15 protein-coding genes are annotated in these 15409 nt (G+C 65.6%); 9 read left to right on the top strand and 6 right to left on the bottom strand.

Going from position 1 to position 15409, the window contains the following annotated elements; all coding sequences use genetic code 11:
- Window positions 1–2 precede the first annotated feature (2 nt).
- Entirely contained in the window at window positions 3–1406 is a 1404-nt protein-coding gene (locus tag M4960_RS16795; RefSeq protein ID WP_071301383.1) for a Mu transposase C-terminal domain-containing protein, read from the top strand.
- Window positions 1403–2215 carry an AAA family ATPase gene (locus M4960_RS16790; RefSeq protein ID WP_055960810.1) on the top strand — a complete coding sequence of 271 codons (813 nt, stop codon included), beginning with the start codon at window positions 1403–1405 and terminating at the stop codon, window positions 2213–2215. The genes M4960_RS16795 and M4960_RS16790 overlap by 4 nt, the downstream gene beginning before the upstream one ends.
- Before the next feature lie 397 nt (window positions 2216–2612).
- Here M4960_RS16790 and M4960_RS16785 read toward each other — a convergent pair whose 3' ends face one another.
- Complete coding sequence (locus M4960_RS16785) at window positions 2613–3593, bottom strand: hypothetical protein (protein ID WP_248704877.1); 981 nt, start codon at window positions 3591–3593, stop codon at window positions 2613–2615.
- A gap of 4 nt (window positions 3594–3597) precedes the next feature.
- Entirely contained in the window at window positions 3598–4218 is a 621-nt protein-coding gene (locus M4960_RS16780; protein ID WP_248704876.1) for a hypothetical protein, read from the bottom strand.
- Between the two features lie 136 nt (window positions 4219–4354).
- On the opposite strand from M4960_RS16780, the gene M4960_RS19890 reads away from it, so the two are divergent.
- Window positions 4355–4684 (top strand): helix-turn-helix domain-containing protein, encoded by a 330-nt coding sequence (locus M4960_RS19890; RefSeq protein ID WP_374203001.1) that lies wholly within the window; start codon window positions 4355–4357, stop codon window positions 4682–4684.
- On the opposite strand, the gene M4960_RS16775 is transcribed toward M4960_RS19890, so the two are convergent.
- Window positions 4681–5052, bottom strand: a complete 372-nt coding sequence (locus M4960_RS16775) for a hypothetical protein (RefSeq protein ID WP_248704875.1) — start codon at window positions 5050–5052, stop codon at window positions 4681–4683. The two genes, M4960_RS19890 and M4960_RS16775, sit on opposite strands and share 4 nt — an antisense overlap.
- Window positions 5053–5189: 137 nt before the next feature.
- On the opposite strand from M4960_RS16775, the gene M4960_RS16770 reads away from it, so the two are divergent.
- From M4960_RS16770 to M4960_RS16745, 6 genes are all read left to right on the top strand, one after another.
- A complete protein-coding gene (locus M4960_RS16770) occupies window positions 5190–5786 on the top strand; it encodes a hypothetical protein (RefSeq protein ID WP_248704874.1) in 597 nt (198 codons plus the stop codon).
- A 90-nt stretch (window positions 5787–5876) separates the two neighbouring features.
- Window positions 5877–6839: a hypothetical protein gene (locus tag M4960_RS16765; RefSeq protein ID WP_248704873.1), complete on the top strand. Its 963-nt coding sequence runs from the start codon at window positions 5877–5879 to the stop codon at window positions 6837–6839.
- Entirely contained in the window at window positions 6836–7144 is a 309-nt protein-coding gene (locus M4960_RS16760) for a hypothetical protein (RefSeq protein WP_248704872.1), read from the top strand. The genes M4960_RS16765 and M4960_RS16760 overlap by 4 nt, the downstream gene beginning before the upstream one ends.
- A 54-nt stretch (window positions 7145–7198) precedes the next feature.
- On the top strand, window positions 7199–8059 hold the full coding sequence (locus M4960_RS16755) for an antitoxin VbhA family protein (RefSeq protein WP_248704871.1): 861 nt from the start codon (window positions 7199–7201) through the stop codon (window positions 8057–8059).
- Entirely contained in the window at window positions 8059–8310 is a 252-nt protein-coding gene (locus M4960_RS16750; protein ID WP_248704870.1) for a hypothetical protein, read from the top strand. The genes M4960_RS16755 and M4960_RS16750 overlap by 1 nt, the downstream gene beginning before the upstream one ends.
- A gap of 266 nt (window positions 8311–8576) precedes the next feature.
- Window positions 8577–9344 (top strand): hypothetical protein, encoded by a 768-nt coding sequence (locus M4960_RS16745; RefSeq protein ID WP_248704869.1) that lies wholly within the window; start codon window positions 8577–8579, stop codon window positions 9342–9344.
- Between the two features lie 693 nt (window positions 9345–10037).
- Here M4960_RS16745 and M4960_RS16740 read toward each other — a convergent pair.
- The 3 genes from M4960_RS16740 to M4960_RS16730 all read right to left on the bottom strand — a co-directional run bounded on the left by M4960_RS16740 (window position 10038) and on the right by M4960_RS16730 (window position 15349).
- A complete protein-coding gene (locus M4960_RS16740) occupies window positions 10038–11966 on the bottom strand; it encodes a TniQ family protein (protein WP_248704868.1) in 1929 nt (642 codons plus the stop codon).
- Between the two features lie 15 nt (window positions 11967–11981).
- A complete protein-coding gene (locus M4960_RS16735; RefSeq protein ID WP_248704867.1) occupies window positions 11982–12959 on the bottom strand; it encodes an ATP-binding protein in 978 nt (325 codons plus the stop codon).
- Between the two features lie 227 nt (window positions 12960–13186).
- A complete protein-coding gene (locus M4960_RS16730) occupies window positions 13187–15349 on the bottom strand; it encodes a Mu transposase C-terminal domain-containing protein (protein ID WP_248704866.1) in 2163 nt (720 codons plus the stop codon).
- Window positions 15350–15409 lie beyond the last annotated feature (60 nt).

The following is a 15409-nucleotide window of genomic DNA, read 5'->3' as shown; positions in this document are numbered from 1 at the left end:
CTATGGACGCGAGCGAGCGGTGGGGCATCCTTCGACTGCACGTCGAGGACGCCATCCCGCTCGCCACCCTGGCCCGCACCACGGGCGTCGCTGAGCGCACCCTGCAACGCTGGTTGGCCCGCTACCGAACCGGCGGATACCCGGCTCTCGCCGACGGCACCCGCACCGATCACGGCGCCCGACGGACGGCACCGGAACTGGTGCGCCTGATTGAGGGGCTCGCACTCACCAAGCCACGACCTTCGATCGCCACGATTCACCGCCAGGTCGACAATTACTGCACCAAACGAGGTCTCTCAGCGCCGTCGTACTCCGTTGTGCGGTCGATCGTGAACGGGCTTGATCCCGGGATGGTGACGCTCGCGCTTGAGGGGCCCGCGTCATATCGGGACAAGCACGAACTGCTGCTCCGACGTCGTGCGGATCGCCCCAACGCGATCTGGCAGGCGGACCACACGATGCTCGATCTGCTCATCGTCGGACCCGACGGCAAGCCCGAACGGCCGTGGTTGACGGTGATCCTCGACGACTACTCCCGCGCGGTCTGCGGGTACATGGTGTTCCTCGGCGCCCCATCCGCCGCGAACACCGCGCTCGCGCTCCGGCAAGCGATCTGGCACAAGCCGGAACCGGACTGGCCTGTCTGCGGGATCCCAGACGTGCTCTACACAGACCACGGGTCCGACTTCACCAGCCACCGAATCGGCGACACCGCCGCCGTGCTGCACCTCCGCATCATCCACTCGCAGGTCGCTCGCCCCCAGGGCCGCGGGAAGATCGAGCGGTTCTTCGGCACCATCAACACCGAGCTGCTCCCAACGCTCCCCGGCCACCTCGCACCCGGATCCTCGGCGCCGGCGCCGACGCCGGCGCTGGATCTCGCCGGTGTCGACAGTGCCATCAACACGTTCATCCGCCGCTACAACGCCCGCATCCACCGCGAGCTCCGGAAGAGCCCACTGGAAGCGTGGATCGCAGACGGGTGGCTGCCACGAATGCCGGACTCCCTCGAGCAGCTCGACGGGTTCCTGCTCACCGTCCCGACCACGCGTGTCGTGCAACGAGACGGCATCCACTTCGAAGGGCTCCGCTACACCGCAACCACTCTCGCACCCTTCGTGGGCAGCACCGTCAGCGTCCGGTACGACCCCCGCGACGTCACCGAGATCCGTGTCTTTCACCGCGACGCGTTCCTGTGCACCGCGATCAGTACCGCGCATCAGACCGAGACCATCAGTCTCAAGCAGATCCAGGCCGCCCGGAACGCGCAACGAAGAGCCCTGCGCGGGCAGATCCGCGAACGCATCGCGATCGTCCGCCCCACACCCGATGATCACACCCCACCAGCACCCGCACCGGCACCGGATCAACCGCGACTGATGACCTACGAGGAGGACCGGTCATGACGAGCCAGTTCATCATCACGAAGGAACACCGTCGGTTCGCGGAGTTCGCCGACGCCGTCCGGAAGCAGAACACCATCGGCGTCTGCTTCGGCCCCGCTGGCGTCGGCAAGACCCTCTCCGCACGCCGCTACGCCCACTGGGACAGCATCGGCCCGTTCATCGCCAGATGGGCCGCACGCAGCGAAGACGACACGAAGATCTACGCCGCCGCCCACCGAGCCCGCACCGTCTTCTACACGCCCGAGGTCTCCGCCACGATGCGCGCCCTGCAGGACGACCTCCGGCACGACATGCTCCGCACCGAACGCTGCATCGAGGAACACCTCCTGCTCCAGGGTCGCCACTTCGACCACGCACACGGCCCCAACCCGTCCCTGCTCGAGCTGATCATCATCGACGAGTCCGAACGCCTCACCGGCAACGCGATCGAGTGGCTCCGCGACCAGTACGACCGCACCGGCATAGCGATGATCCTCATCGGCATGCCCGGCATCGAGAAGCAGTTCAGCCACTACCCGCAGCTCTACAGCCGCCTCGGTTTCGCCCACCAGTACCGTCCGCTCGGCCACGACGAGCTGCTCTTCGTCCTCGAACGTCAATGGCGCAAGCTCGGCAAGACGCTCGACCCCGACGACTTCACCGACGCGCAAGCCATCGCCGCCGTCGAACGCATCACCCGCGGCAACTTCCGGCTCCTTGAGCGCCTCCTCCCTCAGATCCAACGCGTCCTGAAGATCAACGAGCTCGACGTCATCACCAACGACGTCGTCGAGGCCGCCCGCAGCACCCTGGTCATCGGCACCACCTGACCCGACACCGATCGCAGCGAAAACGACGACACAGAGCGAGGCTGCTCACAAGCACGACTACGACGTAGACGAGACGTCTCGCAACCCTAGGGATGCGCGACAGATGCGCAATCGGAACGATCAAGTCAGAGCAGCGGCGACCCGCTCTTATGCGTTGGGCTTCGCGATCGAGCTGGTGAGACACCAGGCAAGCAACGTTCGCGGATCAGCGGCGGTTTCCCGAATCCACAGCCCATCCGGCGCTGCTGTGGTCAGCGCAAAAAGGCCCTGTTGCTTCTCGATGGCTGGCCCGCCGCCCCCCTCAACGGAGTCCGATCTAGGGCTAAATCAGACCTGCCGTCCTAGCCGGACCGCGCGTGCAGACGTAAGTCTGCGATCGCTGCATCTTCGCCGACCGTCAGCTACCCGAGGGAAGATCGAGCTCGGTTTCCACAGCGGAAGGGTAGATCGCTTCGAGGACGTAACTGCGGCGGCCCTCGTCTGCGCCTCGGCCGACGGCAGTGTAGATGGTGAAGCGAGCCTCCACCCGCCGGTCCTCAACGGTCGCTAGCTGTGCGACACGTCTCTCCAAGTCCGACGACTCGAAGCTGGCGGCGAACGTCCGCGTGCGATCGTCTGCGGAGAAGAACATGAGCCCCTTGTCCCACCGGTGACCCGTGATCGCTCCCGACGTGTTCCACTGCGTCCGTTGAACGTCTTGGACCGCGAGCTGTTCGGCCAGATGCTTCGCGCCACGGCTCGTCAGCGATACGCCGTGAGTTCGGAGACCCTGCTTCCGGAACTCGCCGGTAATCTGCCAGTCGCGTGCGGCCACTTGTTCGGCAACCTTTCGCAGCTGCGTCCGCGCTCGGAAGGGGATCGATTGGATGATGCCGTCGAGCGCAACGTTGTCCGGATCCGGTTCCGCGTTACTGAAGACGGTCGCGATGGCCCAGAGCGAGTCGGAATACACGTCACTCTCGGTCCACACGCGATCTTCGGTCGGTTGAGCGGTGAGTGGGGTGTGGCGACCGTCCGCGCGCTCATGCGGCGTCGGCGCGATGAAGGTCGCGCGCACTGACCCAGGCCCTGGTGCGATCCTCAGCGGAGCACTCATTGCTCCGAGGCGGAGCATGCTCTTGACGTACTCCTTCGACGCATCGGCCATGGCACTGATGAACACGCCGAAGGACTTCGCGTTCGTCGCATGCTCTCGAACGTCACCCTCGTTCAGATGCAGTTCTAGTTCGGCCGCTTCGGGTGCTAGTTCCTCTTCTGCGACGAGCTGAAGCGACGGGGAAACGACTGCTGACGACAGGAGCGCACTGACAAGGAGCTCGCTGTCAGCGTCGTTGCGCGCCTCACGTAGGGCTGCCCGGAAGAGCTCTTCGAGCGACATCTCATCACTGCTCGGCATTCGGATTCGTCACCTCCACGTACCCCTTGCGCTCCCCGTCGAGGAGAGTCTTCCCTGGACCGGTGACGTTTGACCACAAACGATCCCAGTACGCGAGACCGGCTGGCTTGTCGGCTGGCGCGGGGTAGGCGTCGATGAGCCCACCCATCACGGGCGCCTTGTCCAAGGTGACACTCTGGTCGGACACGACCGCTGTGAGGTTCGACATCGTGAACAGCGGTGCCCGAACAACAGCGCTCAGACCACCCGAAGGAGTCGGGCGGTCGTACACAACGACTACGTCGGCGTCCTCGGGAGCCGCCCAAGTCTTATGGGTGATGAAGCCTCCGTCGATTCGCAACCGCGCTGTGGGCAGAGAGTCCCAAACGAGTGACGCGTATAGCGAGAGCGCATCGAACACGCGTTGGCGCTGCTCGCGGAACGGCGCTTCAACGACGAACCGCTGATGCAGTTCGTCGAGTGTCGTCTCGTAGGGGTGGGTCGCGGGCGGCAGCAAGCCGCGATCATCCATAGCCGGAAGCACGATCCCCCTCAAGAGCAGTACGCCGTTCAGTCTAGAGGTGAGGAAGTCTTCGTAGACACCTTGGTCTGGGGGTGTGGAAGCCACAGCATCGCCTTGGTGGGAGACGAGGCTGTTGAGCGGTGTGCGCCGGCGTCTCTCGACGTCATGACAGGTGGCTGTGGTGCCCGTCGAACTATCGATGAGTCGGTAGCCGGAAGAGTACGAGACCAACGCCGGGCGGATGACCTGGCATAGCCTGTACCCCATGCCAGATCCCGCGCGTGGTCGACCAGCGGATCGCGCTCCAGCGCCATGGCCTGACGTGGCGTCGGCTGACCCGCTCGCGGAAGTAGCGCGCACTTTCGTCCTTCGTCTTCGCCACGCCATGGGCGACTTGAGCGTTCGAGCGGTGGCCTCGGAAGCCGGTGTAAGTCACGTGACACTCCTGCGGGTGTTGAACGGGCAAGTGTGGCCGGATCTGGCCACGATCACGCGACTGGAGATCGCCCTCGACGCCGATCTGCACTCGTCTCGAGCCGTGCGTAAAGCGCCACCATCCGTTGACCTTTAGTCACGTCCGTTCCCGAACGGCCAGTTGACGCTTCCAAACAGGATCCGCGCCGAAGGGTCCTCGGGACCCCGCGAACTTGCCTTAGTCCCGCGGTAGCTCTTGCGCGCAGTGGCGAGGCTGTGCGCGAGCTTGATCAGATCTATAGCGGGGGAGCGACGCTCCTCAGCAAGGGTTTCACCGGTCACATCGTCGATGACCAGCGCAACGTGCTCGTCTCCTCGTGAGACAACGAGATCTAACCGCTCGCCGGCATCCGCGATCTCGATTCGGACCCCCGCGGGGATCCGACTCCCCTGCAGCCAGCTGAGGTCAAGCTCGGTGCCGTCAATCCCCACGATCGTGACTCTTGCTGCGCCCGGCGTCTTCATGGTACTTATATGTACCACAGGTGATGCGGTGGGAGTGGCTCCAGTTCGAGGGCGGGCTATTCCGTCCCGGCGCGATAGGGGATCAGCACGTGATCTCTCCGGGCGCATCACTGCAGGATGAAGCGAAGGGAGTGTTCGTGAGCGACGACGACGCACATCTGACAGATCACGCTGGTATCCGAAGGCGCCAGGACGCTGCAGTGAGCGGCATGACAAGAATTCCTCTCGCAGACCTCCGAGATGCGCCGCTCGCTGGCCTGCAAGCTCTCTACGCCGACGTCCAGGAGGGCCAAGCACTCATCCCGGGTTTGACGATGGGCGTTGGTGCCCTCATCGTGCAGCACTGGGACCCGTCATACGCTGTCGCCGGCTGGACGCTCTACGGCGCCGACCTCACCCTCAACATGGGGCATCCATTCGGGTCGATGTTCTACCGCAACGACATCGATGGCCGCGTCCTTCGAGTCGGCGTGAAATGGCACCCGCCGGTGCAGCAGCTCGAGTTCCCGGCACTCCACCCGTCGAAGCCGGAACTGAGCTCTGACTGCACGGACGAAGAAGTCGCCGCCGTCACCCTCGACGCGCGGAGCCGCATCGGGACGCTGGTCGCGGTCAACGCTGAGATCGGGTCGTTCGTCGCCACCGAAGAGTCCGAGAACGCGATCCTCGAAGCGTCCGGTCTCGGACTGGAGCGCCTGTCAGAGGACATTTCGCGGGCAGTAGATCGTGACTGACCTCACCCCGACGCGCAATCCACCGTCTCCACGGGACTGCTCGTGAGTGACCGGCTCTGGGTTCAAGACATCCGGCAGCAGCAGACGGTCATGTCGTTGCCGTTTGGGCTCGGGTGGACGATCGACATCACTCAGACTCTGACCGCACTGGCCGCGGCCGGCATGCCCGCCAAGGTTGAGGCGTTCGACCGGCTCCGGTTCGAGGACGGCCGGACCGGGTTCCTGTCGACACCAGACCCCACTACCACCATCACCGACGGCGTACCGGACAGTCGCGACGCGGATCTGATCGTCCTGCCCGGCGGATCAGAAGGAGGCGTGGTGTCCTTGGCCCGGCGGTACCCGGACCTGGTGGTGGTGAACGGGAAACGGCAACGCGTGTGGGCGGACGGCCGGCAGGTGTCCGGGTCGTCGATGCAGCGGGACGCGACACCGGGCTGGCGGAACGTGTTCGCCATCGCCCGCACCATCACCGTCAACGGCGGTGGGACCCACGAAGTCGCAGGCCGCACCGGGCTCCCGGTCGAGCAGGTTCGCGCAGCCCTGCTGGCGCTCGGCGAGCACGTGTTCCACACGCCCCTCGGGTGGGAAGCCCGAAACCGGTCCGCTCTCGCGGACTGGATCCTCGCGGCCTATCCGGGTCCTGGCGGGATCCGCACCTGCTGGAAGCGAGACGCAACCCTCGACGAGCAGGCGGATGAACTCATCGGACTCGGCGGGGTGATGTCGGACCGGTGGGCCGCCCACCAGTCGTGGGCTGAGGTGCCGCCGAACCGGTTGACGGCGTTCTTCGCCACCCATCCCGACATGACCGCACTCGGCTACGAACCCGCCAGCGCGGACGAAGCAACGGTGAAGGTCCTCATCCCACAGGACACAACGATCCTCGCGCCGCCGAACCTCGGCTGCTGCACGGACGAGTTCATCACCGCGTCCGTGATCTGGCAGGACGGCTACACGGACGCGCACACGGATGCGGTGAACGGGCTGCGGCAGCTGCTGCACTTCCGCGCCGACACCGCCTACGACCTCCGCTGGATACACGTCCAATGACCGACGAAGCGAACGCGGCCCGTCCCGTGGCGTTGCAGTTGGTGTCTCTGACCCTGGCGTTCGACGACGCCCGGTTCTTCGGCGCCACCATCTTCACCGACGCGGTCGACCCCGACGGGCCGTGGGCGACGGTACTAATCGACCATGCGGCCGAGGAGCCATGGTTCCGCCTCACCACCACCGACCCGACCGGAAGCGACGCGTCGGAAGCGGCGATGGCAGAAACGGACCGCCTAATGCGGTTCATCCTCACTGAGCACCCGGAACGCATCGGACGAACCCGACCAACCCCACCGGCGAGCTGACCTGCACCCCGACCCCGTCGCTCGCTTGTTCACGTCTTCTTGGAGGTACTGCTGATGATGCGGCTGGTTTCCCTGCACCTCTCGAACGACCGGATCCTGTGGGGACATGTGCTCCTCGAGGACACCGATGACCCGGAAGCGTCGATGGCGCGGATCGTGATCGAACACAGCGACAAAGAGCCCGGCTACCAGCTCGTTGACCAGAACCGGCGGCGCCTCACCGACCTGACCGTCCCCGCAACCAGGGAAGCGAAGCGCATCGTGCAGACCCTCCTCATCCCCGCCTCTGAGATCGCACGCAGGGAGAAGGCCGTCCGGGCGGTCATCCACTCCGGGTACCTCGAAGGGGTTCCCGACGACTTGTCGTGGCAGTCGCAGTTGTGGATGTTCGCCCGGGGTGAGATCACCCGCGACCAACTCCGCGCCTACACGGACCAGGGGCGGCAGATCCCCCGCGCGCCCGGCGTCGCCCCGGCTGACGGAGCGGACGTGCCTGACGACTGGTGGCAAGCCACGCAGGCCCGCATCCGCCGGCGCCTGCTCGAGTCGACTCTGACCGAAGCGGAAGCCGCCGCGGCCCTGCAGATCAGCATCGATGACGTCGGTGAGCTGTTCGGGTCGAACCGACTACTGAGCTTCGACCTCGACGGCGAAGAACGCATCCCCGACTGGCAACTCGTCCGGCCAGCCCTACCTGAGTTCGGTGACCCGTCCAGTCTGCTGCCCGGCCTAGACGTGCTCTACGCGGCAGCACCGCAACCGCTACTCGATGCGGCAGCAATGACCGAATTCATGACCACACCCCGCACGTTTCTCACCGTTGACGACGAACCGCTCACTCCGTCCGACTGGGTCCGGCAGGACCGGCCGCTCGCGACGATCGTCGCCCTGTTCCGCGGACGGCAGTGGCGGTGATGACCGAGCGCCCGGACCTGTTCCTCATCAACGTCGCCTTCGACACACACGGCGTCCACGGACACATGTTCTTCCGCAACCCACACGACACCGAACTCCGCCAGGTCATCGTCCACGGCACCGGCGACGCCGCCACCTACCGGCTCGAACCCGCCCGGGGCGACACCCGCGACGGGTGGGAGCCGTTCCTCACCGAGGCAAGCTGGCTCATGGCGCTCATCCGACCCGACACCCCGGACGAGCGCTGCTGATGGGGCCAGCACTGCAATGGGTCGCCGACGCCTACGCGGGACGGCCGCAGATCACGCTCCCGTATGGGCTCGGGGACACCGCGGACCTCACCGACGTCCTCGCCGTCCTCAAACTCGCCGGCCTCCGCGCAGTCGTCGAGTCCCACGACACGATCCGCCTCGCCGACGGACGCCGCGCCCGCCTCCCAACATCGACCCGAAACCCGCACGGCGAACCGGGCACACCCGTAGAGCTGCTCTTGCTCGCACCGCGCACGGTGATGCAGATGCAGATCGCGCTCGCGGAACAAACCGAGACGGTCCTGCTCGTCGACGTCGACCGCCGACGCGTCTGGGTCAACGGGAAACAGGTCCTCGGCGTCCACGACCGGTGGAAGGACGCCGCACCGATCTACATCACCTTCGCCGTCGCACGGATGCTCGCCGTCAACGGCGACACCTTCGACGACCTCGTCCGCCGCGGAAGACTGACCCCTGGGCAGGTGGACGACGCCCTCGCCCGGCTCGGGAAACGCGTGCACCGCACCAGCATCGGATGGGAATCCCGGGAAGTGGGCGGGCTCGTGGACTTTTGCATCGCGTGCTATCCGGGACCGGGGGGAATTCGATCTCGATGGCGGTCGGACCTACCGCTTCCGGAGCAGGCGGACCGGCTCATTGGCGCCGGCTGTTTGATCTCCGGGCGTGGGATCTCGAGTCGTTCTGGTTACCCGGCGATCACGGTCGGCAAGACGACGCCGTACCGGCTCGTCGCCTTCGCAGCGAACGAAATCGATATGAAGGGCCTCGGATTCGAGCCCGCGGACGAAGACCTTTCCGGGACCGAGCTCATCCTCCCGGCCGACCCAACCATCTTCACCACCGCGACAGCCGCCGGCTACCGGGACCGCACCGACGACATCATCACCGCCAACACGCTCCTCCGCGCCGACACCCGCACCGACGACGACACCATAGCGCTGGAAGAAGTTCGCAACCGGCTGTGGTTCCTCGCCGACACCGGGTACGACCTCCGATGGAACCTGCCCAGCTGACGTGGACTCGAATGACAGCAACACAGGCTCAGCGGGCAACGGTTCGCGAGAGCGTCCTCCTGCCCGCTAAGTGTTTTCAGAGGACGAGGACGCCCGGTCGGTTGCTGCAAACCGCGCCTCGGAACTTCATTGTGCCAGTGGAAGCGTTCAGGAGCGCTTCGGCATCGGAGCCGAGTGCGCGGCTGTGGTACCGGGATCAGAAGACACTTGGACACTGGGAGCGGTTGGAGACGATCTCGCAGGCTCGCGAGCTGATCGCATCGAGGGATGAGGAGAACCCGTGGATAACCGTCATTCGTGAGCATGCCGGCGACGATGACAGCGACGGCGTGGTGAACGCCTTCGAAATGCTTGGGTGGGCGGATCGCGTGTATGTCTGCGGCGATACGGCTCGCTCCGGGGCTCGCTGGCTGTGGTCAAGCTGGCCGGATGAATCGTGGACCCGTATGGGGCGCGTCGCTTGGGTCGGCCCTTCCTGGTACCGCGCTTGCGTGTTCGAAGCGCAGGTCGAAACGGTCACCGATGCGCTAGTACAGGTCGCTCCGGCACTCCACGCTGTTCCGGACGTCGTGCGCCAGGTTGAGGGGTTTGAGTGGCGGTCGCGGAGCTTGGACTGCTCAGGGAATCAGCATCTACGCCGTCCGTAGCCGTGGGGGCTGCATTTTGCGCGCCTCGCTGGGGAAGGCCGATGCCTCACGGTATGGCGCGAACCGCCGGCGGCCCTGAGCGTTCCAGCTCGTCGCACCAAGCGATATGCGCTGTGACGCGCCCGGATGACGGTGGCTTGGCGTCGATCGCGAGCCTCACGTGCTCCGGCGTGCGGTCGACGGCTCGGGCGATCGACCCGAGGGAGTGGGTTCCTTCGCTGAGCATGGCGTGAATCGTGTCGTGATCGATGTCGTCGATCTCAGGCCCGACAACGGGGTCCGTCGATAGCCGCTGAGGGGCCCACACGATCGGTTCGGGGGCCTGCGCAGAACGGGCAGCCTGGGCGTCGGAGGAGGCAAGCAAGTGCAGCAGTCCGGCGAGGTACGCGTCGATTCCGTCAACGAGCTCCGCGGTCAAACGGATGCCGAAGGAAGTGAGGTCTGCTGCGTCATGCTTTCGCCTGACTCCCCGGATGGATGCTGGAAGCGTTGCAGCGTCATCGCCTGTCGCCCGAAGGTAGAGATGCCATCGGGCGAGGGTGAGGCGGCGGTGTTCACCTGGGTCCGTGTTCGCCGCGTCGCAGAGCGCACGCCAGTGCTCCGCACTGATGATGGTGCTGCCGTCGAGGAGGAGTCGGCGGCGGTCGTAATTGATCGGTGTCGGATCTTCACGGGCTGCGTTCCATAGCCGTGTGAGGGCTTCGATCGTCGTCGCTCGTGCGCGTTCGTCGCCGAGCGCGACGATACGGGTAGGGAAGTGTCGGGCAGGATCGTTGATGACGTGCGCGTAGGCAATCCTCATTGCTCGCATCGTTGTTCCGGGCGCGTTGTGCAGCGGCACGGCCCAGTTCGCCCAAAGGAGCCCTGGTGCGGCGCGAGGAGGGGCAGCCGGTGATGTGGAGGCGTTCTCGGTGGTTGCGCTGCGAAGTCGCGCGCGCGGGGTGATGTCTGCCCCGATGGCACGGAGGACACGGCCCCGCATCGACGGGTTGGGATGCCCCCAGTAGGAGAGCAGTTCAGCAGCGCTTCCCGGTCCGAAACCGACACCTCGCGGCACGTGCGCTGGCCTGCGGGAGAAGGTGATTTGTCGGATGATTGGACGGACGGCGAGTTCTGACCCTTCGAGGAGGAGGACGGCGCCTGCGGCAAGGGCCGCGAGTGCGTACGCATCGTGTGGTGGTGCGGATCCGACGCGTGCTTCCGCCTCGATGAGACCGAGCAGTGTCTCGGGCGGTACCTCAGCGAGGCCGCTGATGAGTTGGAGGTCGCCGCTGGCTCGAAGGTTGCCGATGATCCCGGCGATCGTGCGGAGGACATCGAGCGGGAGGTCGTCGTCGCTGATGATTCGGTAGATGCGCCGCTGCGCCGCTGCGATTGGCGACAGGGTGTCAAATGTGACCGATTCGGCCGCGTCATCCAGTCGTGTCTGGCAGGGGAGAGCCGGTTTACCGTTGGATGTGTTGTTTCGGCAGGTGGTCGGGTTCCACAGTTCGGTGGTCGCTCCGACAACGTCACATGGCGGCTGATTGCAGCCTAGACAGCTGTCCTCAAGGATTCGACTGTGCCGGAGGCAGAGGAAGGCCCAGACGAGTCGCCAGTGCCGTTGGTACACGCCGGGTTGCTCCGCGAGGCACTCGGGGCAGTACCGCGTCCCTGCTCGGCGGACCCATCCCGTGTGGGTCATGATCCGGCCGTTCGCGATGCGGATTGCTCGGCCGTCGAAGGGTGCGAGGGTTGCGGCGTGGAGTCGTTCGGTGGTGATCCCGGTCGTGGCCGACAACTCGGCGAGAACGGGTACCGGAGCTTCGATTCCGAGGTTGTGGAGGATGGGCGGGGGGAGTTCGTGCAGGCGCAGGCGCTCAAGAAGCGCTTGCCGCGTGGTGTGGAAGTGCTCCCACGCCCAGCGACTGATCGCGCTCGAAAGCCACTCATCGGGGGCGAGGGACGGAGCGATTGCGAGGGGTCGAGACGGCATGGGAGCACTCGAACGTCACAGCTTCGGGAAGACGTACTTGCCAGCGTCGAGGAGTGCGAGCCGGCTGTGCCTTCCGTCCTCAACGGCTTCCTCGAGAGGCACGGTGTCGAGGAGCGCTCGGTCGATGCGCTCGGTGCCGCTGAGCATCGCCGCCGCGCTCGCGTGTCGGATGAGCGTCGCGAGGGAGTTCAAGTACCCCAGGGTGCTGACCCACGTGTATGCCGCGAGGTCCCGCGAGAGCCATCCTTGCGGGAGAAGATTGCTCAGGCGGAGGCGCTGCTCGTACTCCTCGAGGACCTCAGCCCACTCGGCCTTGGCGTCGGCTTCGCCGTAGGGCATCTTGGGCACCTCGAGGGGGATCCAGCGTCCGCGGGACTGTCGGCGGGAGTTTTCCTGGTCCGGCGCGCTCCGTTCGCCGATGACCCACGCGATGTCGTTGCCGCACAGCAGGACGCGGACTCCCTGGTTCGTGATGCCTCTGATGAGGTTGTGCACCTGCCGTCCTGTCGCGCCGTGGAAGCCGATGAACTGGATCTCGTCGATCACGATGAGCTTGGTCTCGCACGCCTGCAGAGCGGCGGCAAGGGAGGCGGAGGAGTTCCTTGAGACCGGCCATCCGAGCAGTTCGCAGAGGTGCCGTTCGAGCTCGATGCGGCTCATCGCAGCGGGCAGGGAGGCGTAGATGACGGGGCGGATCAGCGCTCCGTCGTGTGCGGGTTCCCTGTGACCTCGTTCGATCTCGAGTTCGCGCAGAACGGTGAGGCGGATCATCTCGTCGGCGGCGTAGCTGCGGGCGATCATCGACTTGCCGACACCGGGTTCACCGTTGATGAGCGGCACGCCTTGCTGGTGCATGGAGAGGTTGCTTGCGGCCGTCCCGATCGTCGTCAGCTGGTCGAGCACTGCGCTCGCTTGCGAGGTGCGCAGGAGCGGGACGGTCGCGTGCCACATCGCGCGGTCGTGGTCGTACAGCATCCGGTCGCGCGTGGTCATCTGTTGGAGCTGCGTGACGGTGCGAAAGCCCGGGTCGGGTCGTTCGTTCAATGTGTCGCGGATGAACAGTTGATCGTCAGGGCAAAGCAGGAATGTGGGATCCTTGACGGTAGGCTGCTTGACGAGTTCGGCGGTTGGCATTGCTACGCCTCCATGTGAGGGTCGGCTGTTGGGAGGGGCAGTCTGGGCTGGACGCTGAGGTCTGGCCGGGACTGCTTTGGAGGGCGTTACTGCGCTTGCTTCCAGTCCTCGCCGGGGCGGTAGCTCCGGAGACCGTGACGCTTCGTGGAGAGGTCGACGACGTCGATCTCAGCTGGCAGCGAGGCGGGGGAGTCGTCCTGCGTCTTCGGTCGAGGATCGGGTCGGTCGACGGGAAGCGGCATAGGCGCAGGAGCGGCCGGCTCTGACGCGGCGGTGCGGGCGCGGGCGATGTTGAGGGCCAGCAGGTCCTCGCCGAACTGCACGCGTTGTTCGTCTTGGTCAAGGACGGTGAACGTCGGTTCGAGGTCTTCATGCCCGGCCTGCGCTTCGGCGGCGTCTTCGATTGCGAAGTCGGCGAAGAGGCTGGTGAGCCGGTCGAAGAACTCGGCGTCGGTGAAGGATCGTCCGCCGAGGGCGAGCGCGGTCGCGTTCGTGGCGACTTCTCCGAAGCGGGGCAGTCCTTCCCGCCAGTACTTCCACTTCAGCTCGTGAGCGTTGCCGTCAGCGTCGAAGCAATAGACGCTCCGCAGGTCGGTCGGGTCGTAGAACACCTGCAGGTTGCGCTGTCCGAGCCGCCGGTCCTTCCGCAGCTCATCGAGCAACGGCGCGTTTTGGTACTGGAGGCGGTTCAGACGTACGCCTCCGGCACCGATGACGACGGACTTGCTGGGAAGGAATCGGATCCAGTCGTGCTTCCAGCTGGTGGTGCGGATTGCTCCGTCGCGTTCGATGGAGATCTTCCACATCATGAAGGGGCTGAGGCGGGCGAAGGGGTCGTCCTCGAGGACGAGTCCGCGGTGCGGCGCGTTGTTGTAGAGGTCGATGCACTGTCGGAGACGCCGCTCCAGCAGCGTTCCGGACATCAGCCGTTCACCAGCAGGGTCAGCGCCCTTGTCGTGCACACCGCCTCCGCTGAATCCCTGCATCGCTTCTTCGAAGAGCGACTTGATGGTCCCGAATGCTCGTTCAACCTGGGGCTTGTCGGTCGGGGTGTAGGAGCGTTGCGGTTCAAAATCAATGCCGAGACGGGCGATCTGGTTGGAGGTGAACGCGGAGACGAACGGCTTCCCGTTGTCGGAGACGATCGCCTCGGGAGTAAAGCCGGCGACGTGCCCCCAGGTTGCTGGGACCCCGACATAGGGCTGCTCGTAGAGGGCGTCACCCGGGAGCGTCCATTCGCGGAGATCGTCCTTCGTCTTCGGCCTGAGGACATCGGCGAGGCACAGCCCAACGCCGATGCCAGAGGTGAGCACGGAGATCGACATCCCGACGATCGCACGCGTGTAGTGATCGAGCGCGATGGTGATCTCGGGGCGGAGCTTCTTCCCGGTCCTCGGGTCCTTGATGAAGACGTTGGCTTTCGTGGTGTCGAACAGGACAAGCTCGCCGGGACGGCTCGTGGTGCGCCGACGCATTGATGCGGGCGGCCTGTTGTTCGCCGATCGCCGTGACGCTGCGATGCCGGCGAGACCTTCCGGGTTCTGGTCACGAAGTGCAGCGATCATGTTCCGCAGCGTCCGCTCCGATGGGAGGTCCGTCATTCGCCGCGCAGCCTTGCGGGCGGCGACGAACCCGCGGACGAGTGACGCGATAGTGCGCGTGGAACGGCTGGCTTCGGCGAGGAGGTACTCGTAGAGCTCGTCCCAGAGCGCGTCCGGCTGCCGATCACGTCGCGGCTTCGCCATGCGTGCGTCGTGGACGTAGCCTCGCTCGCGGGAGCGTTGGAGCACGCGCTCGATGTGTCGACGTTCGGACCGAAGCTTGACGTGCGTTCCGGCGGACGGCCCGTTCTTCCGGAGCTTCTTCACACGGATGGCGGCCAGGTTCGTTACGCGGGTCGCGAGGGTCAGCAGTTTCGGGTCGAGCTCGGGGATTGGTGGCTGGTTCGGGTGGTCCTCAGGTTCGCGACCGGTGCGGAGGAGGTGCAGGATCCGCTCATCTTCGATTCCGCGCTTGCGTTGCTTTTCCGGGAGCCGCTCCAAGTAGTGGTGGAGTTCGACGACGTTGTTGGGTGGAGCGGTCTCTTGCTGGGCTGCAGTGACCGCGTCGCTGAGAGGGATGTCGCCGGCCGGTCGTCCGGTGCCGTCGACGAGGGAGACGGTCGTGCCGCGTACCTCGCTGATGACGTAGCTCTGGTCGTCCATCACGATGGTCGTGCCGCGGCGGACGAGCCGTGTCTGGGTGGTCATGGTGGTTCCGTTCTGTGTGGTTTTCGGCCGCGCCGAATCACGCGAGCACAGTTGATGAAG

This window comes from Curtobacterium sp. MWU13-2055 (assembly GCF_023242305.1).
In the GTDB taxonomy this organism is placed as follows: Bacteria; Actinomycetota; Actinomycetes; order Actinomycetales; family Microbacteriaceae; genus Curtobacterium.
The sequence above is the reverse complement of the archived record's forward strand: the minus strand, read 5'-3'. Positions and strand labels throughout refer to the sequence as shown.